The organism is Streptomyces sp. NPDC059002 (assembly GCF_042740435.1).
GTDB lineage: Bacteria > Actinomycetota > Actinomycetes > Streptomycetales > Streptomycetaceae > Streptomyces.
In genome coordinates, this window is the sequence record NZ_JBHYJI010000005.1 from 87,618 (window position 1) to 107,875 (window position 20,258).

Annotated in this window: 20 protein-coding genes; 9 read left to right on the top strand and 11 right to left on the bottom strand. The window is 71.3% G+C overall.

What is annotated here, in order from left to right; genetic code table 11:
- The first annotated feature begins 19 nt into the window (after positions 1-19).
- From ACFWZ2_RS07055 to ACFWZ2_RS07065, 3 genes are all read left to right on the top strand, one after another.
- Positions 20-694: an urease accessory protein UreF gene (locus ACFWZ2_RS07055; RefSeq protein ID WP_384543013.1), complete on the top strand. Its 675-nt coding sequence runs from the start codon at positions 20-22 to the stop codon at positions 692-694.
- A gap of 191 nt (positions 695-885) precedes the next feature.
- Positions 886-1,569 carry an urease accessory protein UreG gene (ureG, locus tag ACFWZ2_RS07060; protein ID WP_384543016.1) on the top strand — a complete coding sequence of 228 codons (684 nt, stop codon included), beginning with the start codon at positions 886-888 and terminating at the stop codon, positions 1,567-1,569.
- Positions 1,566-2,363 (top strand): urease accessory protein UreD, encoded by a 798-nt coding sequence (locus ACFWZ2_RS07065; protein ID WP_384543367.1) that lies wholly within the window; start codon positions 1,566-1,568, stop codon positions 2,361-2,363. The genes ureG and ACFWZ2_RS07065 overlap by 4 nt, the downstream gene beginning before the upstream one ends.
- 12 nt (positions 2,364-2,375) lie before the next feature.
- Here the strand turns inward: ACFWZ2_RS07065 and ACFWZ2_RS07070 are convergent, their stop codons facing one another.
- Complete coding sequence (locus ACFWZ2_RS07070; protein ID WP_384543018.1) at positions 2,376-2,996, bottom strand: DJ-1/PfpI family protein; 621 nt, start codon at positions 2,994-2,996, stop codon at positions 2,376-2,378.
- A gap of 93 nt (positions 2,997-3,089) precedes the next feature.
- Here ACFWZ2_RS07070 and ACFWZ2_RS07075 point away from each other — a divergent pair, with 93 nt between their 5' ends.
- Positions 3,090-3,986: an NAD-dependent protein deacetylase gene (locus ACFWZ2_RS07075; protein WP_384543021.1), complete on the top strand. Its 897-nt coding sequence runs from the start codon at positions 3,090-3,092 to the stop codon at positions 3,984-3,986.
- Between the two features lie 59 nt (positions 3,987-4,045).
- On the opposite strand, the gene ACFWZ2_RS07080 is transcribed toward ACFWZ2_RS07075, so the two are convergent.
- Positions 4,046-5,263: an MFS transporter gene (locus ACFWZ2_RS07080; RefSeq protein WP_384543024.1), complete on the bottom strand. Its 1,218-nt coding sequence runs from the start codon at positions 5,261-5,263 to the stop codon at positions 4,046-4,048.
- A gap of 56 nt (positions 5,264-5,319) precedes the next feature.
- Here ACFWZ2_RS07080 and ACFWZ2_RS07085 point away from each other — a divergent pair, with 56 nt between their 5' ends.
- Positions 5,320-5,886 (top strand): CGNR zinc finger domain-containing protein, encoded by a 567-nt coding sequence (locus ACFWZ2_RS07085; RefSeq protein ID WP_384543027.1) that lies wholly within the window; start codon positions 5,320-5,322, stop codon positions 5,884-5,886.
- An 89-nt stretch (positions 5,887-5,975) separates the two neighbouring features.
- Here the strand turns inward: ACFWZ2_RS07085 and ACFWZ2_RS07090 are convergent, their stop codons facing one another.
- Entirely contained in the window at positions 5,976-6,899 is a 924-nt protein-coding gene (locus ACFWZ2_RS07090) for an NmrA family NAD(P)-binding protein (protein ID WP_384543030.1), read from the bottom strand.
- A gap of 104 nt (positions 6,900-7,003) precedes the next feature.
- Here ACFWZ2_RS07090 and ACFWZ2_RS07095 point away from each other — a divergent pair, with 104 nt between their 5' ends.
- On the top strand, positions 7,004-7,558 hold the full coding sequence (locus tag ACFWZ2_RS07095) for a TetR/AcrR family transcriptional regulator (RefSeq protein WP_384543033.1): 555 nt from the start codon (positions 7,004-7,006) through the stop codon (positions 7,556-7,558).
- Positions 7,559-8,469: 911 nt separating this feature from the next.
- Positions 8,470-10,266: an ATP-binding protein gene (locus ACFWZ2_RS07100; RefSeq protein ID WP_384543036.1), complete on the top strand. Its 1,797-nt coding sequence runs from the start codon at positions 8,470-8,472 to the stop codon at positions 10,264-10,266.
- Here ACFWZ2_RS07100 and ACFWZ2_RS07105 read toward each other — a convergent pair.
- Positions 10,193-11,905, bottom strand: coding sequence for a hypothetical protein (locus tag ACFWZ2_RS07105; RefSeq protein WP_384543038.1), 1,713 nt, complete (start codon positions 11,903-11,905; stop codon positions 10,193-10,195). The genes ACFWZ2_RS07100 and ACFWZ2_RS07105 overlap by 74 nt on opposite strands.
- A 504-nt stretch (positions 11,906-12,409) precedes the next feature.
- Between ACFWZ2_RS07105 and ACFWZ2_RS07110 the strand changes: the two genes are divergently transcribed.
- Entirely contained in the window at positions 12,410-13,927 is a 1,518-nt protein-coding gene (locus ACFWZ2_RS07110) for an alpha/beta hydrolase (protein ID WP_384543370.1), read from the top strand.
- 36 nt (positions 13,928-13,963) lie between these two features.
- Here the strand turns inward: ACFWZ2_RS07110 and ACFWZ2_RS07115 are convergent, their stop codons facing one another.
- The 3 genes from ACFWZ2_RS07115 to ACFWZ2_RS07125 form a co-directional block, all read right to left on the bottom strand.
- Complete coding sequence (locus ACFWZ2_RS07115) at positions 13,964-14,452, bottom strand: YbaK/EbsC family protein (protein WP_384543041.1); 489 nt, start codon at positions 14,450-14,452, stop codon at positions 13,964-13,966.
- Positions 14,453-15,484, bottom strand: coding sequence for an NAD-dependent epimerase/dehydratase family protein (locus tag ACFWZ2_RS07120; protein ID WP_384543044.1), 1,032 nt, complete (start codon positions 15,482-15,484; stop codon positions 14,453-14,455).
- A 95-nt stretch (positions 15,485-15,579) separates the two neighbouring features.
- Positions 15,580-16,314, bottom strand: coding sequence for a lysophospholipid acyltransferase family protein (locus ACFWZ2_RS07125; RefSeq protein WP_384543046.1), 735 nt, complete (start codon positions 16,312-16,314; stop codon positions 15,580-15,582).
- 205 nt (positions 16,315-16,519) lie between these two features.
- Between ACFWZ2_RS07125 and ACFWZ2_RS07130 the strand changes: the two genes are divergently transcribed.
- Entirely contained in the window at positions 16,520-16,909 is a 390-nt protein-coding gene (locus ACFWZ2_RS07130; RefSeq protein ID WP_384543049.1) for an SSI family serine proteinase inhibitor, read from the top strand.
- A gap of 41 nt (positions 16,910-16,950) precedes the next feature.
- Here ACFWZ2_RS07130 and ACFWZ2_RS07135 read toward each other — a convergent pair whose 3' ends face one another.
- The 4 genes from ACFWZ2_RS07135 to ACFWZ2_RS07150 all read right to left on the bottom strand — a co-directional run bounded on the left by ACFWZ2_RS07135 (position 16,951) and on the right by ACFWZ2_RS07150 (position 20,255).
- Positions 16,951-17,112: a hypothetical protein gene (locus tag ACFWZ2_RS07135; RefSeq protein ID WP_384543051.1), complete on the bottom strand. Its 162-nt coding sequence runs from the start codon at positions 17,110-17,112 to the stop codon at positions 16,951-16,953.
- Positions 17,113-17,199: 87 nt separating this feature from the next.
- On the bottom strand, positions 17,200-18,150 hold the full coding sequence (locus ACFWZ2_RS07140; RefSeq protein WP_384543054.1) for a cytochrome c oxidase assembly protein: 951 nt from the start codon (positions 18,148-18,150) through the stop codon (positions 17,200-17,202).
- 149 nt (positions 18,151-18,299) lie between these two features.
- Entirely contained in the window at positions 18,300-19,325 is a 1,026-nt protein-coding gene (locus ACFWZ2_RS07145; protein ID WP_384543056.1) for a 6-phosphofructokinase, read from the bottom strand.
- Positions 19,326-19,526: 201 nt separating this feature from the next.
- A complete protein-coding gene (locus tag ACFWZ2_RS07150; protein WP_384543060.1) occupies positions 19,527-20,255 on the bottom strand; it encodes a type 1 glutamine amidotransferase in 729 nt (242 codons plus the stop codon).
- Between the last annotated feature and the right edge of the window lie 3 nt (positions 20,256-20,258).

Below are 20,258 nucleotides of genomic sequence, written 5' to 3' on the forward strand. Positions count from 1 at the left end.
AGGACCTGGCGACGATCACATGTCACGAGCAGCACTCCTCGTCCTGGCCGACGGCCGCTTCCCCGCCGGAGGGCACGCGCACTCCGGCGGGGCCGAAGCCGCGGTCAAGGCGGGCCGCGTCACCGGGGCGGCGAGCCTCGAGGCCTTCTGCCGGGGCCGGTTGCACACCAGCGGCCTGGTGTCCGCCGCCCTCGCGGCGGCCGCCGCCCTCGGCGTCGACCCGGTCGACCTGGACGCGGCGGCGGACGCCCGCACGCCCTCGCTCGCCCTGCGCACCGCCGCGCGGCGCCTGGGCCGGCAGCTGATGCGGGCCGCGCGCGCCACCTGGCCGCACCCCGAACTCGACGCGCTGGCACGGCAGTTCCCCAAGGGAGCCCATCAGCCCGTCGTGCTCGGCCTCACCGCCCGCGCGGCCGGGCTCGCGCCTGCGGACGCCGCGTACTGCTCCTTGTACGAAGGGGTCAGCGGGCCCGCGACCGCGACGGTGCGGTTGCTGAGCCTCGACCCCTTCGACGCGACCGCGGTCCTCGCGCGGCTGGCGCCCGAGCTCGACGGTGTGGCCTGCCAGGCCGTCGAGGCCGCGAGACGGGTCCTCGACGACGGCGTCGACGCGCTGCCCGCGGGGTCGGCGCCGCTGTTGGAGGTGGGGGCGGAGGCGCATGCGGCTTGGCCTGTGCGGTTGTTCGCGTCTTAGCGGTTGCTGTGGCTGATGTCTGGGGGCTCCGCCCCCAGGCCCCCGATCGGCCTGGACGGCCTCGTCCTCAAACGCCGGACGGGCTGAAGAGTCTCTCCGCGCCGGACGGGCTGAAGAGTCTCTCCGCGCCGGACGGGCTGAAGACCCGTGTCCCCATCGATCCCTACTCACTGAAATCTGGAGCCGTAACCATGCATCTCGACCACTCCCACGACGGCCCCGCCGCCGTATCCGCCGATGCCCACCGGCCCGACGGCAGCCGTCGCGCGCTGCGGATCGGGCTCGGTGGGCCCGTCGGTTCCGGGAAGACCGCGACCGTTGCCGCGCTCTGCCGGGAACTGCGCGACGAGCTGTCCCTCGCCGTCGTCACGAACGACATCTACACCCGCGAGGACGCCGAGTTCCTGCTGCGGGAGGCCGTGCTGCCGCCCGAGCGCATCACCGCGGTGGAGACCGGTGCCTGCCCGCACACCGCGATCCGCGACGACATCTCCGCCAACCTGGAGGCCGTGGAGGACCTGGAGGACGAGGTGGGGCCGGTCGACCTGATCCTCGTCGAGTCGGGCGGCGACAACCTCACCGCGACCTTCTCCAAGGGGCTCGTCGACGCGCAGATCTTCGTCATCGACGTCGCGGGCGGCGACGACATCCCGCGCAAGGGCGGTCCCGGCGTCTCCACCGCCGACCTGCTCGTCGTCAACAAGACCGACCTCGCCCCGCACGTCGGCTCCGACCTCGCCCGGATGGCCGCCGACGCGAAGGCGCAGCGCGCCGAACTGCCCGTCGCCTTCCAGTCGCTGAGGTCCGACGAGGGCGTCGGTCCCGTCGCCGCGTGGGTGCGGGAGCAGTACGCCGCGTGGACCGCGTCGGCGTGACGGTCGACCTCGCCCCCCGGGGCGTCACGCGAACGGGCGGCGGCGCGGGCGTCCGCGGCACCGCCCGCGTCGAGGCCCGCTCCGACGGGCGCGGCGGCACCGCGCTGCCGGTGCTCGACGGCGAGGGCCCGCTCGCCCTGCGCCGCACCCGCTCGTCCGGTCCCGCGGCGCACGTCACGCTCGTCGGCGCGATGAGCGGCCCCCTGGGCGGCGACCACCTCACCGTCGAGGCCGCCGTGCACGAGGGCGCGGCGCTCCGCATCGGTTCCGCGGCGGCCACCATCGCGCTGCCCGGCCAGACGGGCGACGCGGCGCGCTACGACGTACGCCTCACCGTCGCCGACGGCGCCGAACTGCGCTGGCTGCCCGAGCAGTTGATCTCCGTGTGCGGCAGCGACCTGCGCGTCACCACCCGCGCCGAACTCGCCGCGGGGGCCCGCCTCGTCCTGCGCGAGGAACAGGCACTCGGCCGGGTCGGCGAAGCGCCGGGCCGCCTCACCAGTCGCCTCACCGTGCACCGCGCGGGCCGCGCACTGCTCGACCAGGAACTGTCCTGCGGCCCCGGCGCACCCGGCGGCTGGGACGGCCCCGCGGTCCTGGCGGGCTGTCGCGGGGTAGGCCAACTCATCGTCGTACGACCGGAGTTCGCCCACGACATGCCGGAGCCCGCGGCATTGGGGGAGTGGGCCGCACTCACCCCGCTGGCCGGTCCCGCCGTGCTGGTCACCGCTGCCGCGCCGGACGCGCTTCAGGTGCGCAGGGCGCTGGACGAGGCGTTGCGCCGACTCGGATAGAAGCGGCCGTTCCTAGCCCAGCGTGCGAGCCCGTTCGAGTACCTCGGCCGGGGCCTTGGCCACCGAGCCGGTGTCGAACGGCGGCTGCGGGTCGTACTCGGTGTAGAGCTGGATCGCCTGGGCGGTGGTGTCGTCGCTGAGCAGGGCGGCCAGCTGGATCGCCATGTCGATGCCTGACGACACCCCGGCCGAGGTGATGATCCGGTCGTGGCGTACGACCCGTTCGGGGGTGTAGACCGCGCCGTACGACCGCAGTTCGTCGATCACACCCCAGTGGCTGGTCACGGTCAGCCCCTTCAGCAGACCGGCCGCCGCGAGCACCAGCGCTCCGGTGCACACCGAGGTGGTGAAGCGGGTGCCGGTGTGGATGCGCCGGATCCAGTCGAGGAAATCGGGATCCTCCGCCACGGTCCATGCGCCGCCCCCACCGGGGATCAGCAGGACGTCGCAGCGCTCCACCTCGGAGTACCTCGTCGGGACATGCACCGGCAGCGATCCCAACACGTCCTGCACCAGGCCGGGTTCGGGAGCGACGAAGCGCACGGTGGCGCCGGGCACATGGGACAGGATCTCGTAGGGTCCGATCGCGTCGAGCGGCTCGAAGCGGTCGAAGAGCGGTATCACGATGTCCATGCGCCGCATCCTAGGTCCTGCCCGGCGGATCAGGTCGCGCGAGGCCGCCGCCCGTGCTGCGGGACCGTCCGGCAGGTACATAAGCTGGCGCGCATGAGGATGCGACCCACGTTGACCTGGGAGCCCGAGGGCGACCTGCCTCCCGCTTCGAGTGACCCGTCCGCGGTCGTCGACGCCGTGCGGGCGGGCGGTGTCGTCGTACTCAGTGGAGCGGGTCTGTCGACGGAGTCGGGCATCCCCGACTACCGCGGGGAACACGGATCTCTGCGGCGCAACCACGTGCCCATGACGTTCCAGGAGTTCACCGGCAGCGAGCATGCGCGCCGACGGTACTGGGCCCGGAGCCAGCTGGGCTGGCGGGCGATGATCAGGGCGCGTCCGAACACCGGCCATCGGGCGGTCGCCACGCTGGCGGGAGCGGGGCTCGTCACCGGCGTGATCACGCAGAACGTGGACGGGCTGCAGCAGGCCGCGGGGGCGGGGGACGTGGTGGAACTGCACGGGAGCCTCAGCCGGGTGGTGTGTCTGGACTGCGGTCGGGTCAGCGCCCGTTCGGAGCTGGACGGCCGGTTGCGGGAGGCCAACCCGGGGTTCGAGGCCGTCGCCGGGCGGCACCGTGCGGCGCGGGTGAATCCGGACGGGGACGTGGAGCTGGCCGACGAGGCGGTCCGTGAGTTCCGGGTGGTGACGTGCGCGGCCTGCGGCACCGGGGTGCTCAAGCCGGACGTCGTGTTCTTCGGCGAGAACGTGCCCCCCGAGCGGGTGGCGGCGTGCCGCGATCTGGTCCAGGAGGCGGCGACGCTGCTCGTGCTGGGCTCGTCCCTGACGGTCATGTCCGGTCTGCGCTTCGTACGCCAGGCGGCGCAGGCCGGTATCCCGGTGCTGATCGTGAACCAGGGCCCCACGCGTGGCGACCGCTGGGCCGCCCGCCGCATCGACCTTCCACTGGGGCGCATGCTGACCGAGGTCGTGGCCCGGGTCGGGGTCTGACCGGCCGCGCAAAGGACAGAGCCTTCTGCCCGGTCGTGGAACGACTCGGGCCCCCCCGCTCAAGGCCGGTCCTGATCGACTCGGCACGCGCGGTCCTCGGTTTCGTCGACGGCTGCTGACGGGATCGCGAAGAAGGCCGCTGCCGCGAGGACCGCCACGCTCGCCGCAAGCATCAGCGCGCCCGGCAGGGACCAGGCCGCGAGCGGGCCGGCGACCGCCGCCCCCAGGGCGAATCCGGTGATCTTCAAGCTGGCGCCGGTGGTGAAGATCTGGCCGCGCAGCCGTTGCGGGGCCTCCCGATGACGCACCGCGAACAAGGCGGTCAGCTGGGGCCCTTCACCGATCCCCATGATGAGTACGGCCGCGATGAGCACGGCAGGTTGCCCCGTCGCGGCCAACGCCAACGCGGCAGCCTGAACAAGGGCACTGGCCCAGATGACGGTGTCGGGGGCGACCGAACGCGGAAACCGCGCAAGCAGGGCGTTGGCCACCAGGGCGGAGACCGCCGCGCAGGACAGGAGCACCGCGCCGCGGCCGGCCCCGCCCAGGACCCGTTCGCCCAGGAGCGCGATGCAGGCCGTCAGCATGCCCTGAGCGGCACAGGAGAGGACCGAGGTGAGGGTCGCCCGGGCCAAGGGCGGTCCTGTGACGATGACGCGCAGTCCGGCGGCGAGGTCGTCGATCACCGAGGTCGTCCGCGCGTTCCGCGTCCGGTCCGAACGGGCGGGCAGCAGCCATGCGGACGGCAGTGCCGCGGCGATGAGCGCCACGGAAACCCCCACGGCCGCCGGGGCTCCCAGCGCCTCCGCCGTGCCGCCCGCCAGCGCCGGACCGGCCAGACCGGCGAGGCTGAACGTCATGGCGTCGAGCGCGTTCGCCCGGGGCAGCTGATCGGCCGCCACCGCACGCGGGAGTTGGGCCGTCCACCCGCCGGACAGGGCCGGGCCGAGGAGCCCCGTCAATACGGCGATCAGAACGGTGAGGGTGAACGGCAACCGGCCGAGCCCCGCCAGCACCGTCCCGAGCCCCGCCGCATACAGGACGAGGGACACGGCCAGCAGACGGCCCGGTCGCCTTGCCCTGTCGAGAAGCACCCCGAGCACCGGCCCTCCCACCGCGGAGGAGACCGTGATGCCCGCGAGCAGCGCCGACGCGTCGGTGGCCGATCCGGCCAGGGCGAACCCTGCCAGCATCAACGCCGGACCAGACATCTCGTCCCCGGCGCGAGCTGCCACTGCTCCGACCAGATAGAAGCGGAGTGAGTAACGGCTAGTCATCAGCAAGACGTTACGGAGGTAACTCAAAACTCCGCAATATACGTTACATTCCACGGGTGTCATCCACCCACGACGACTGGTCCACCCGGCACTCCGTGCTGACGACGGCTCGGCGGACCGCCGCCCTGATCAACGCTCTCGCCGCCGACCACCCCGACCCGGCCGACGTCGCCGAAGTGCTCCGCGCCTACGGTGAGAACGACCCCATCGACCTCACGGGACGAGACGTCGCCCGGATGCGCGCGGCCGCCGCCCTGCTGCGAGAAGTGTTCGCCGCCGAGCACGCGGACGCCGCCGCCCACGCGCTCAACCGCCTCCTGCGGGAACACACCGGGCCCGTCCGCCTGACGTCGCACAAAGGCAGCAGCCCCTGGCATCCCCACCTCGACCGCGACGACGACGCCCCCTGGGACGAGTGGCTCCTCGCCTCCTCCTGCATGGCCCTGACGGTCCTCGTCTGGGACCGCCAGGGCCCACCCGGCAGGATCTGCGCGTCACCCAGCTGCCAGAACGTCTTCATCACCCAAGGCAGCGGGCCGGAACGCCGCTACTGCTCGCGCCGATGCGCCACCCGCGAAAGGGTCGCGGCCCACCGGCGCGCCCGCTCCACGGCGCGCGGCTGACGCGCCGTCGGGGGACACACGGGCGCATTGCCGCCCCCTTGCCCTGCCCTGCCTCGTCCTTCCTTGCCCTGCCTTGTCCTGCTCGACGCTCAGGCGGCGGGCCGCATGTGCTCCCGTGCCCATTCCTCGAAGCTGGTGAGGGGGATGCCGAGGTCCCTCGCGTACTGCGGGCGGCCCGGCTGACCGGCCACGTTCAGCCACGCGTGGCCGGCGCCCATCGCGGGCATTCCGGCGGCGACGGCTTCCCCCTCGGTCATCTCCGGTGCGGACAGCGGCATGTCCAGGGCGCGGGAGAGGACCTCGGCGATCTCCGTCATGGACAAGTAGTCGCTCGCCAGCTCCAGTTCGACCCCGTCGAAGCGCTCGGGCGCGGTGATGGCCGCGGCGGCCGCACTGCCGATGTCGTCCACCGCGACCAAGGACAGCCGGGTCTCGGGGTTGAGGACGCTCACCAGGCCGCCCTCCGTGCCGCGCGGGAACAGGAACTTCATGGACGGGAGGAAGTTCTCCATGAAGAAGCCCGGCTTGAGCAGCGTCCAGTGGGCGAAACCGGCCGCGCGGACCCGGTCCTGGATCGCCGTCTTGGCGTGCAAGGCGGGTTCCAGCAAAGCCCAACGGTCTCCGGTCCAGCCGGGAGTTCCGGTGTGCTGCCCGGCGCCGCTGGCGGAGGTGTGCACGAACTGCGGCACTCCGGCGGCCCGCGCGCCCTCGATGAGGTTGACGCCCTGGACCACCTCGCCTTCGAAGTCGAAGCCTTCCGCGGTCATGCCGGGCATCTGTACGGAGAAGACGGCGCGGGCGCCCTCGGCGGCCCGGACCACGGAAGCGCGGTCGTGCAGGTCGCCGGTGACCAGTTCGGCCCCCCACGCCTCGACGGCCTTGGCCCGTCCGGCAGTTGGGTCGCGCACCAGGGCGCGGACGGGCACGCCCGCCGCGAGCAGCGTGCGGGCGGTGGCCCCGCCCTGCCTGCCGGTGGCGCCGGTGACGAGGACGGGTGCGGAGTTTGTGGGCATGGAGCCACCTCGGGTTGCTCGCCGATGAAACGGCGGGGTCCGCCGTTTATGCTCCGGTACGATACGGCGGGCCCCGCCATTTATCAACGACCGGAGGTGATGGCATGCCCGAGCACCGGCGCGCGGACGCCCGACGCAACTACACGCGCATCCTCGCCGTGGCCGAGGAGGAGGTCGCCGCCCAAGGCGCCGACGCCTCCCTCGAACAGATCGCCCGCACCGCGGGGGTCGGCTCGGCAACGGTGCGCCGACACTTCCCCACGCGCCGCGCCCTGTTGGAAGCGGTCTCCCAGCACCGGATCGAGGCCCTGTGCGCCCGCGCCCACGAGCTGACCGACAAGGGCGACAGCCGAAAAGCCCTCCTGGAATGGCTCGATGACGTCGTCGCCTACTCCGTCTCCGCCCGAGGGCTGGCGGCCGCACTGGCCTACGACGGCCCGGTCCACGAGAACAGCTGCTCGGCGGCCCTGGAAGAGGCGGCAGCCCCGCTCCTGCAACGCGCCGCACGGGACGGCGCGTTGGCGACAGACATCACCGTCACCGACCTGATCACCCTGGTCGTCGGCATCGCCCTCGCCACGGAGCACTACCCCGACCCCACCGCCGAGGCGAACCGGCTGTTCCGGCTGACCGTGACGGGACTGAGCCCGCAGCACTGAACTTGTCGCTTCAGGGCTCCGGGCTCGGTCCGTCATCCCTTGCGGCACTCTTCGCCGCAGACGCCACCGGCGATCTGCTGCAGCTCCTGGCGCACGCGTTGGACAGGCGACCGGCCGGTTGACGCCCGAAGCCTCCTCCAGCGCACCGAAGCTCCCACGCCTCGCCGGCGCGGGGCCCATCACGCGGCTCTTCCTGGCGGTGCTCAAGGTCCCTGTGGGCAGGGCTTGTTGAAGCGCCGACGGACGGTCACGTCGCCGACTCAGTCGTTGACGTCGACGCCGTAGCCGCGCGCGAGGTCGGCGAGTCCGTGGTCGTAGCCCTGGCCGACGGCTCGCAGGCGCCAGACCGGACGCCACTGGCCCCGGGTTGAGCAGAGTGGAGAACTCCCCGGTCTGCTCGCCGTCCGGAGCGATCGTCACCACGGAGACCGACAGCACCCGGTCCCTCCGAGCCAGCAGCCCGGAGGTCTCACCCGCATGCCGGCGCCTGGCTGGCAGAGTTGGCGAGGTCTCGTACATTTCCACGCGCTGTGGTTGCGGCGATACAGTCCGGCAAGATCGGATCGGTGACAGGGGAGGGGGCCGACGTGCTGGAGATGGTGGCGCTGAGCGCGCTGACTGCGTTTCTCACCGCCGCGGGGAACGGTGCTGCGGGAGAGATGGGGAAGCAACTGCTCCAGTCGACCGGGGCGTTGGTGAGGAGGACCATGGGACGGGAGACGCCGTTGCCGACCGGCCCGGAGGAGTGGCGGGCGCTGGCGGGCCAGATGCACATACGACTTGGCGATGACCCCCAGCGGGCGGGTGAGTGGGCACTGCTCGTCCGAAACCTCCCGGAGCAGACGACGGCCTTACCCGCGGCCGGTGGACTGCCGCCCGCGCCACGGGACTTCACCAACCGTCAGAGGGCCGTGAAACAGCTGAAGCGGGAAGCGACCCGGCCTGCCGACGGGCGGCCGCGCGTCGCACTGCTGCACGGGCCGCCCGGAATCGGTACCACCGCGGTGGCCCTGCACTTGGCCGCCGCTCTCTACGCCCGATTCCACGACGGGCGCTTCTACGTCGACCTGCGAGACACCTCGGCGGGGCACGGGCCGGGTCCCGGCACTGTTCTGCTGCGTCTGCTGCGGCAGATGGGCGTCGCACCGGAGCGGATGCCGCCCACCACCTCAGGGCGTGAAGAGCTCTACCGTCAACTCACCGCGGGCCGCAGGGCCCTGGTGGTGGTCGACCACGCGTCGTCGGTCGCCCAGGTCCGGGGCCTGGTCCCGGCCACGCCCGACGTCTTCCTGCTGGTGGTCGTGTCCGGCCGACCGTTCGCGTTGGAGGCCGAACGTGTACCCGTTCCTCCTCTGAGCGACCGGTACGCGAAGCAAATGGTGAGCAAGGTCGCCGGGCAGGAGACGGTCGCGCGTGCCAAGGCACGGATGCCGCGACTGCTCGAGCATTGCGCGGGCAACGCCTTCGCGCTCAAGGCCGAGGCGACGCGCCTGCTGACGGAGGAGACCACCATGGGGCCGAGGCCCGAAGGAGCACCCCACCACCCGGTGCGCGACGCCGCCCGGAGCGCCTGCGAGAGGCTCCGACCGGAGACGGCACGGCTCGTTCGACTGACGGCATTGGGCGGCTGGCCTTCCATTGACGCCCACCTCGCCGCCGCAGCCGCTGATGTCGCGTACGACGAGGCCGCTCGGATGCTCACCGAGGCGGCAGACGTCCACCTCCTGGACGCTGACGCCGATGACCGCTACCGCTTCCGCACCGAGGTGCGGCGCTATCTGGCCGACACCGCCGGTCCGGAGCACGGTATCCCCGAATGTTCGGCCGCTATAGAGCGCGTGCTCGACGACCTGCTGAATCGTGCCCTGCACGCGGCTCATGCCGCCCTGCCGCAGAGTTGGCGCACGGAGCCGGCCCCGCAGCGGGGGGAGGCGTACGGCGGCGAGGCGCGAGGCGTGGCCGTGCTTGCGGCAGAGGTGGGCAATCTGGTCCGGGCGGTGTCCGTGGCCGAGGAGTACCAGCACGTCACGGTCGCGCTGCGTCTTGCCCGAGCCCTGTGGCCCCTTCAGCTGAAGGCCGGATACTGGGACGAGGTGCTGCCCGCACTGCGCGTCGCGACCCGGTGCGCCGACGAGCATCAGCCGAATTCGCGTACGGCGGCGGCGCTCCACTTCCAACTCGCCCATTGCCTGGGCGAATTGGAGCAGTGGGAGGAAGCCGAGCAGGAAGCGCACGCCGCTGCCGAGGGCGAGCGCGCGGCGGGCCACGAACGGGGCGAGGCGTCGTCCGTCGAGTTGCTGGGCCTCTTGAGCCTGCGTCAATGGAGGTACGGGCCGGCCCATGAGCGGTTCGTCGAGGCCGAGCGCGTCTACCGGCGGATCGCTCCCGGCCAGGAGGGGGAGCGGGACGTGCCGCGCGCTCTCGCACTGGCCGAGCGTCACCAGGGGCGTGCGCTGCGAGGCATGGGGCGGTTGACGGAGTCGCGGCAATGCCTGGAGGCCGCGGCGGAATTCTTCAAGGAGCAGGGGGAGCACTACAACCGGGCACGTGCCCTCACGGACCTGGCCGAGACACTCCACGACGCGGGCGAGGACGCCGCGGCGCTGACCACGATCGCCGAGGCCGAGCAGCTCCTCACTCCGGCGGCGGCTCCGCACCTGCGGTATCTCGCCGGGCTTCGGCTGCGCTGCGAGGGTGCCCGCCAGTGAGTTCCACGACCACCGGGTGCACGCCGTCGGCGGCATGCACCCGGAGCGTGACGCCGCCGGACGGCACCGTGCCGTCGGCGGCCAGCCATGCGTACAGCGACGAGGCGTACGCCGCCGGGTCGACGTCTGCGCCCGGGCCTGCGGACAGCCGCAACAGCCCTTGTCCCCGGCTGCGTGCGACGCAGCTGTCCGGGCCGCTCACGTACGCAGCGACCGAGCAGTGCACGTGGCGGTCCAGTATCTCGGCCGTCCACGCCTGGGGCCCACCCAGGCGCGGGTCGTCCGCGGGCCCGTCGCGCACGATCACGTCGGCCAGTTCGAGGCTGCCCCGGTCCCGGGTGTCCTCGTGCACGGAGAGGTGCACGTCACCGTCCGCGTCGTAGGGATGCTCGGTGGACCGCTCGATCGTGATGTCCGTGCCCCACACGCGCGTCAGTACGCGCAACGGGGCCGTGCGTCGCGGTGGCTCGTACGGAGGCAAGGGCAAGGGGTCGAGGAGGGCGGGGGCGGCGGGCTCGGGAAGGTCCATCAAGTGGTAGAAATGGCGCCGCAGGAGCGCTGCCGATGCGCCTGGAGCCGAGGTGACGAACTGGCCGGGATCGGCAGCAGGCCGGTGCCCGGCCAGGAGCTTCTCCACCTGCGCCCGCAACGGGCCGTGCGGATCGAGCCGCGGTGCGTCCCGCACGAAGGCCGCGAGTGGCGTATCCGGGTCCAGTCTGTCCTGCCCGGCGGCCGCCAACAGCACAGGGACTCCCAGGGCGGACGCGTAGTAGGAGGCGGCACCGAAGTCACCGAGCACGGCGTCGGCGGCCAGCAGAGCCTGCCGCCACGCGTGAGCGGGGTCGATCAGAGTCAGTCCGCTGCGGAGGGCCTGGTCGAGCCAGGCGCGCACCTGCCCCGGACCGTGTCCGTACCAAATGTTCGGGTGCAGTACGACGGCCAGTCGATAGTCGTCGGCGGGCAGCTCGGCGGTGAGCCGCGGCAGAAGACCCGGCAGGATGTCCTGACCGCCGCCGCTGCCGAAGAAGCCCTCCGGATTCCACGTGGAGTTCAGTACGACGAGGCGCTGGCCCCGCCGCACGCCCAGTGCGCGCCGGAAGCGGTCGCGGTACGGGCGCGCGGCGAGCATCCGGTCGAAGCATGGATCGCCGGCGAGCACGGAGACGTCCACCGCTTCCGGGCAGACGCGACGCAATCGTTCCAGTTGCTCCGGGTGCGACAGTACGAGGCCGTCCAGGTACGGTGTGCCGTCCTCCAGAAGCCACTCCGGCGACAGTCCGAACGTCGGCTCGCGGCTCCCGGCTCCCGGCTCCCGGCTCCCGGCTCCCGGCTCCCGGCTCCCGGCTCCCGGCTTGGCCAGCGTCTTAGTATATCCAGCCCCATGTGAAATAACGGACAATTTGCCCTGGAGGAGGGGGAGTTGCCCACCGAAGCTTGCGGAAATCGCGAGATCCACGGGTGTTGAGAGAGCTTGTTCCCAGGGGAGCACGGGGAGGCCCAGACCGGCGAGAAGTTCACCGATCCCGTCCTGAAAGGCGGATGACCCGGTCGACGCGACGAGCAGCTGAACACGGAAGTCGCCGTGAAACAACGGCAGCACGTCGAGCAGGCGACCCGCGGAGGTGGCGTTGTGAACCACGAGCAGAACCCGACGTCGAGTTGTCCGGCTCGCCCAGCGTTCGGACCCGTGCCCGACCGGCACTCGTATCGGCAGGGGTTCAGCTGCCCGCACTTGCGCCCCTCCCGAGAGTGTGTGGCACCATCGCCGATCACCTTAGCCGTCTGGCGGTGGTGCATCTTGTCGAGGTCGTGGAGCAGAAGATGGGGTGGTGACGGGCAGCGGGTGGCACGCGGTGGTGACGGAGGCATGGAGCGGCGGGGCGGCAGCCGGCAATGAAGCCGCTGGTCCTCTGACATGAGCCGACCGCTCACCGGGTCAGCCCAATCCGTTTATCGGATTGGTAAAGAAGACCTGCCGCATCTGTCGCGAGGAACCTCGTGCCGCCAGGATCCCTCGTACTGATCGAATCTGCTCGAATCGATGTGCGGGAGGCCCCACTTGCGACGGACCCCAGGAAACAGACGGACCGCGGTGCTCGGCTCCGCGGGTGCGGTGGTCACGGCGACGCTGATAGCGGGTGCCATGGCGGCGCCCTCGGCGAGTGCCGATGCGGGTGCCCGCTCCGGGAAGGACCGGGAGGCGCGCGGAGTCGCGCTGGCCGCGCAGCGTGCCGCCAAGGCAGGCATCGACTGGCGGGACTGCCCCGCCGACTGGGGCCTGGAGAAGCCGATTCAGTGCGGCTGGGTCACCGTGCCGCTCGACTACGCGAAGCCCAACGGCAAGAAGATCAAGATCGCCGTCGACCGCATCGGCAACACGGGTACGAAGGAGGAGCGGCAGGGCGCGCTGGTCTACAACCCGGGTGGCCCCGGCGGTTCGGGCATGCGTTTCCCGACGCGGGTGACCAAGAAGAACCCGCTGTGGACCAAGACGTCCAAGGCGTACGATTTCGTGGGCTTCGACCCGCGCGGCGTCGGTCACTCCACGCCGATCTCGTGTGTCGACCCGCAGGAGTACGTGAAGGCGCCCAAGGCCGACCCGGTGCCGGACTCCGAGGCCGACAAGCGCGCGCAGCGCAAGCTCGCCGCCGAGTACGCGGACGGCTGTGCCGAGCGCAGCGGCTGGATGCTGCCGCACATGACCACGCCGAACACCGCCCGCGACCTCGACGTGGTCCGCGCCGCCCTCGGTGAGAAGAAGCTCAACTACCTGGGCGTGTCCTACGGAACGTACCTGGGCGCCGTCTACGGCACGCTCTTCCCGAGCCACGTCCGCCGCATGATCATCGACAGCGTGGTCAACCCCTCCCGCGAGAAGATCTGGTACCAGGCCAACCTCGACCAGGACGTCGCCTTCGAGGGCCGCTGGAACGACTGGACCGCGTGGGTCGCCAAGAACGACGCTGCCTTCCACATCGGTGACACCCAGGCCAAGGTGCAGCAGCAGTGGGAGAAGCTGCGCGCCACCGCCAAGAAGAACCCGATCGGCGGTGTCGTCGGCCCCGCCGAGCTGACCTCCTTCTTCCAGAACGCGCCCTACTACGACTCGTCGTGGGTGCCGGTCGCGGAGACCTGGAGCAAGTACCTCGCCGGTGACACCAAGGCGCTCGTGGACGAGGCGGGCCCCGACATGTCGGACACCGCGGGCAACATCGCCGACGAGAACGGCAACGCCGTGTACACCGCGGTGGAGTGCGCCGACGCCAAGTGGCCGACCAGCTGGCGCAAGTGGGACCGGGACAACACCCGCCTCCACAAGGACAATCCGTTCATGACCTGGGCGAACGCCTGGATGAACCTGCCGTGCGCCACCTGGCCGACCAAGCAGCAGACCCCGCTGGACGTCAAGACGGGCAAGAGCCTGCCGGCCGTCCTCATCGTGCAGTCGCAGCGTGACGCGGCCACCCCGTACGACGGCGCCGTCGAGCTGCACAAGCGCTTCAAGGGCTCCCGCCTGATCACGGAGAAGGACGCGGGCTCCCACGGGGTCACCGGCCTGACCAACCCGTGCGTCAACGACCGGGTCGACAGCTACCTGCTCGAAGGGAAGACGGACGCCGAGGACGTGACGTGCGCGCCGCACGCCACGCCCAAGCCGTAGTGTCCCGCTTCTGACGGGTTCCCATCTGACGGGTTCCTACTGGGAGATCGCCTCGGTCCGAGGCCGGGCGATCTCCCGGTAGTCCGCCGTCCGCAGCGCCAGCGAACGGTCAAGGCGCGCGGCGTTGAAGAAGATCTCCTCGTGCGCCAACAGCGCCGGATCCACCACGAGTTCGAGCTCGGGGTCGAAGGAGAACGGCAGAATGGTGCCGCTCACGCTGCCCGAGAGCCGCTCCGCCACCTCCTGCGTCGCGAACCCCGCGTACGAACCCCCGAGCAGCGCCTTGAGTGCGTTGAGGTCGACGCGCCGGTCACCCGGCACCACGGCGAGGATGTACCGCTTCGTCTTCTTGCCGATCTTCACCATCACCACGATGCACTTGGCGGCCTGCTCCAGGGTGTTGCCGCGGAGCGCGCTCACCGCCTCCGTGGCGCCCTCTGCCTCGTGCTCGATGACGCGGTACGTCGCGCCCCGCTCATCAAGGAGGCCCACCAGCTTCGTGTACTGGGCGTGCTGCTCGCTCACTTAGTTCTCCCGCCGCGCCAACCAGGCGTCTTCCGCCGAGTAGTTGAAGAAATCATAGTTCGCGGCCATCTTCGGGAACGCCTCGCGCCAGTCGCGCTCGCGGAGGTGATCGACGAGCCAACGGACCGTCTCCTCAAGGGATTCGGCGTACGTCGTCACGGGCCGGTACCCCAACTCCCGCTCCGCGGCCCCCATGTCGTACACCACGGGGTGTGCGGTGGACCACGGCGTGACGCCGACACCGGGCTCCGGCGGCTCGCCCTCCACCAGCACCGTCTCCGTCTCGACCCCCATCACCGCGTCCACGGCGGCCCCGATCCCGGCCACCGTCGGCGCCTCGGGATCGCCCGCGTTGAGCACCCGGGAGCCGGGCCTGGCCGCGGCGAGCCGCACGAGCTCGGCCAGCGTGCGCACGCCCACCGGGTGGAAGCGGCTGCGCCCGCCGTGGGCGAGCACCCGGGTGCGCCTGCCGTCGAGGTTGCGCCGCACGAAGTACAGCTCACGGGGCCCGCGGCAGTGCGGCCCGTGGATCGCCCCGGCCCGCAGCAGCGTCACCGGCAGCCGGTCGCCCAGCGCGAGAAGTCCCCGCTCCAGATCGATCTTCCGGGTGCCGTACGTCGCGTCGCCCGGCGCCACCGTGGGCTGGCTCTCCGGGATCGGCACCGGGTACCGGGGGAAGCCGTCGGGATCGTCCTGGGTGTCGAAGCTGCGTCCCTGCGCGTCCGCGTAGACGGCACCGCTGGAGAGCACCACGGCCGACCCGATGCGATCGGCGAGCGAGGCGTACTGCCGGGCGTGCGCCGCGGTGAACGCCACCATGTCGACCACGAGGTCCACGCCGTCGCCGAGCACCCGGGCGAACTCCGCGTCGTCCTCCCGGTCGAGCGCGACCTCTCGTACGTCACCGGACCATCGCTCGTCGCGCCCGCCACTCCGCGACGCCGCCGTCACCGACCAGCCGTCCTCGGCGAGGGCCCGCACGGTCACGCGCCCGGTCTGTCCCGTCGCACCGATCACCACTGCTTTCTTCATGACCGGACCGTACGCCGGGGCGCCGCGCCACCGAAGGGCGATCTGCTCTCGGCAGAGGCGGGACGGGGCGGGGCGGTGGGGCGGGGCTGGGCGGCTCAGCTCAGCGGCATCCGCGGGAACTTGCGGGGCTCCTTGGCGCCCGCCGCCGCGCGCTCGGCCTCCTCCGCCTTCACGACGGCCGCGTACTTGTCGACGTACTCCTGACCGGAGAGCCCGAGGATCGCGTACATGATCTCGTCGGTGACGGCCCGCAGGACCGCCTTCTCGTTGTCCATGCCGACGTAGCGCGAGAAGTCGAGCGGCTCGCCGAAGCGGATCGTGACACGGCGGAAGTTGGGCACCTTCTGGCCGGGCGGCTGTGCCTCGAACGTGCCGATCATCGCGCAGGGGACCACCGGCACCTGGGCCTTGAGCGCCATCGCTGCGACGCCGACCTTGCCCTTGTAGAGCCGGCCGTCGTGCGAGCGGGTGCCCTCGGGATAGATGCCGAGCAGCTCGCCCTTGCGCAGCACGCCGAGCCCCTCACGGATCGCCGCCTGGCCCGCTTCCTTGCCGGAGCGGTCCACGGGGATCTGCCCGATGCTGTGGAAGAACGCGGCCGTCAGACGGCCCTTGATGCCGGGGCCGGTGAAGTACTCGGCCTTCGCGAGGAAGGTGATGCGGCGCTTGATGATGGCGGGCATCAGGAAGTGGTCGGAGAAGGACAGGTGGTTGCCCGCGACGATCGCCGCGCCGTTCTCCGGAACATGCTCCAGACCTTCGATCCTGGGCCGGAACATCAGCCGGAGGAGCGGGCCGAGGATCACGTACTTGAGCAGTAGATAGAACATGGCGGCTGCCTTCCCCCTGGTCCCGGTGCCGACGCAGAGTAGCCAATCGAAGGCGCGTACGCGAGAGCCCGTTCGGGTCCTTGCGCGCGGCCGGGCGGGGGACCCACCGGCGCGGCAGTCCGGCGTCGTGATCGGGGGGAGGGTGCGCTGGGCTGTCCCCGGCGTCCACGACGCCACCGAACGTCACCGCCCCCGGAGGATTCGCATGCGCCCGCTCACCGTCGCTGCCGCCGCCCTGATCACGCTCGGCGCGGCCGCCCCCGCCCATGCGGCGGACGGGATCCCCGCCCCGCAGCGCGGGCTGTTCCTGACCGTCTCGGGTTCGGAGAACACCTGGATCCGCGGCGTACTGCTGCGCTGTACGCCCGAGCCCACGGGCCATCACCCGCAGGCGGAGCTTGCCTGTGCGGCGATCGCCGAGGCCGGGGGCGATCTCGACGCGCTGCCCGACGATCCGCACGCGTGCACCAAGGAGTTCGACCCCGTGACCGTGAGCGCGACGGGCACCTTCCGGGGCCGGATGATCGGCTGGCACAAGACGTATCCGAACGCCTGCACCATGGACGCCGACACCGGGTACGTCTTCCGGTTCTGACGGCTCCGGCCGCCCTGATCACGCTCCGGCCCCGTGGGGTCTCATGTGGTGCTGCGGGACAGCACCATCGCGAGCGTGATCAGGCCGAGCACGACCCAGCCGAACCAGAGCCAGCCGTTGCTTCCGAGCGCCGCCGTATAGGCCGTCACCATGACGAGGCCTCCGATGGTGAACGCACCCATCGTCTTCGTGGAATCGGGCATCGCTGAGCCTCCTCCCGGCAGCCTGGTGCGCCGGGGCGCGGCGGCTGCGGTCCGGGGACCATCGTCTCCCGTACCGCCCGGTTGCCGCTAGCGTCCGCGTGACGCCAGTGAGGCCAGATAGGCGTTGTACGCCTCCAGCTCCTGGTCTCCGTCGCGGTCCGCGGCGCGGTCCTTGCGCCGGGCCTCGCGGTCCTCGGACTTGCGCCACTGGAAGAGCAGCGCCACCAGGACCACCACGGACGGGATCTCACTGAAGGCCCAGGCGATGCCGCCCGCCGCCTCCTGGTCGGAGAGCGGATCGATGCCCAGCGAGGCGGGCGGGTGCATATAGGTGCCGATCATCGGCTGGGTCGCCATCATCAGCGCGATGCCGAAGAACGCGTGGAACGGCATGCCCGCGAACAGCTCCAGCATCCGGAAGATGTGCCCGGGCCGGTGCGGCCCCGGGTCGACGCCCATGATCGGCCAGAAGAAGACGAGGCCGACGGCGAGGAAGTGCACCATCATCCCGATGTGGCCCGCCTTGGACTCCATCAGGGTGTCGAAGAGCGGCGTGAAGTAGAGCGCGTACAGGCTCGCGATGAACAGCGGGATCGTGAACGCGGGGTGCGTGATGATCTTGACGTAGCGGCTCTGCAGCAGCCAGAGCAGCCACTCGCGCGGGCCCTTGCGGCCGCGCCCCGCCACCGGCAGCGCCCGCAGCGCCAGCGTGATCGGCGCGCCGAGCAGCAGCAGGATCGGCGACAGCATGCTGATGATCATGTGCTGCACCATGTGCACGCTGAACATGACCATGCCGTAGTCGTTCAGCTTGGTGCACATCACCAAGAGGACGGTGAGGATGCCGATCACGAAGGAGACCGTGCGGCCCACCGGCCATTTGTCACCGCGCCGCACAAGCCGTGCGACGCCCCACCCGTACAGGGCGAGGGCCACCAGGCAGCCGATGAGGAAGAAGGGGTCGGCCGAGAGTTCAAGGCCTCGCCCCAGCGTGAACGGCGGCAGATCCATGTTCATGCCGTGCCCGCTGTGATCCATCCAGTGGCTCCTGATTCGTGCGAATTGTGCGACGTGTTCAGGCACCAGACTAGAACTGCCCCCGGCCGCTGGTGCGACCGGGGGCGGATAGTTCAACAGGTGATGACTTGGCCGGTGTGCGGGACGACCCGGCCGACGTGCGGGCGGAGTTAGAGCACGCACTCCGCTTCGGCGTACCGCTCGTCCGGCACGGTCTTCAGCGTCTCGACGGCCTCCGCGAGCGGCACCATCGTGATGTCCGTGCCGCGCAGCGCCGTCATCTTGCCGAACTCGCCGCGGTGCACGGCCTCCACGGCGTGCCAGCCGAAACGGGTCGCGAGCACACGGTCGTACGCGGTGGGGGTGCCGCCGCGCTGGACGTGCCCGAGGATCACCGGACGCGCCTCCTTGCCGAGGCGCTGCTCCAGTTCGAGGGAGAGCTGCCGGGCGATGCCGGCGAACCGCTCGTGGCCGTAGACGTCCTTGCCGCCCTCGTCGAACTCCATCGACCCCGCACGGGGCTTGGCGCCCTCGGCGGCCACGACGATCGCGAACTTCTTGCCCGCGGAGAAGCGTTCGCCGACCTTCTGCGCCAGCTCCTCGATGTCGAAGGGGCGCTCCGGCACGACGATCGCGTGCGCACCCGCGGCCATGCCGGAGTGCAGGGCGATCCAGCCCGTGTGCCGCCCCATGACCTCGACGATGAGGACGCGCTGATGCGACTCGGCGGTGGTCTTGAGCCGATCGAGTGCCTCGGTCGCGACGCCGACGGCCGTGTCGAAGCCGAAGGTGACGTCGGTGACCGCGATGTCGTTGTCGATGGTCTTCGGTACGCCGACGATGGGCAGGCCCCCGTCGGAGAGGAGCCGCGCGGCCTTCAGCGTGCCCTCGCCGCCGATCGGGATGACCGCGTCGAGGCCGAGGTCGACGAGGTGCCCCTTGGCGCGCTCGACGCCGTCACGCAGATGCGCGGGCTGGACGCGCGACGAGCCGAGAATCGTTCCGCCGCGGGCGAGGATGCCGCCCACCGCGTCCAGGTCGAGCTTGCGGTAGTCGCACTCGAGGAGGCCCTTCCAGCCGTCGTGGAAGCCGATGACCTCGTCGCCGTGGTCCACCACCGCGCGGTGCACGACGGAGCGGATGACGGCGTTCAGTCCGGGGCAGTCGCCTCCGGAGGTCAGGACACCAATGCGCATAGCCCGGAATACCTTTGCAACGTGGGCCGAGGTCCGGACCACGTCGTCCGGCTGGAATCCCCGCCACCCTATAGGCGTGAGGGGGCCGGGCCCTACCGGGCGTCCGCCTGCTGGACGCCCCCGCTCACATGTGCGGCAGGGGCGTCAAGCGGGCTTGGTGAACCGCCTTCGTGCGGGCCCTGAGCCGGGCCCGCACATGGGTCAGGCGGGCTGCTGTGCGGCGTTGATGCGCTCGTTGCGCAGCGCCTCGTACCACCGGTCGTCCGTCGGCGGCAGCGCGTTCACATCGAGGGCCAGCTTCAGGAGCAGGTCCGCGATGAGGGGGTTGCGGGCGAGGACGGGGCCGTGCATGTACGTGCCGAACACCGTGCCGTTGTAGGCGCCTTCGGTGCCGTCGCCCGTGCCGTTGCCCCGGCCGAGCCTGACCTGGGCGAGGGGGCGGGCGTTCGGGCCGACGTGCGTGACGCCCTGGTGGTTCTCGAAGCCGGTCAGCGGCGGCAGGCCGAGCTGCGGGTCGATGTCGCCGAGGACGTCGCCGACGCACCGCTCGCCCTCGCCGCGCGTGGACACCACATCGAGCAGGCCGAGGCCCGGCTCGCGCTGGCCGAGGTCGTTGATGAACTCGTTGCCGATGATCTGGTAGCCGGCGCAGACCGAGAAGACGATCGCGCCGTTGCCCACGGCGCGCTGCAGGCCGCCGTCGCGGCGCAGCCGCTCGGCCGCGAGGCGCTGCGGCCGGTCCTCGCCGCCACCGATCAGATAGATGTCGCCGGAGGTGGGCACCGGCTGGTCGCTGCGTACGTCGTAGCGCTCGACCTGGAGGCCGCGCTGGCGGGCGCGGCGCTCCACGACCAGGGCATTGCCCTGGTCCCCGTACGTGCTCAGGAGGTCGGGGTAGACCCAGACCAGACGCAGGCTGTTGTCGCTCATGCT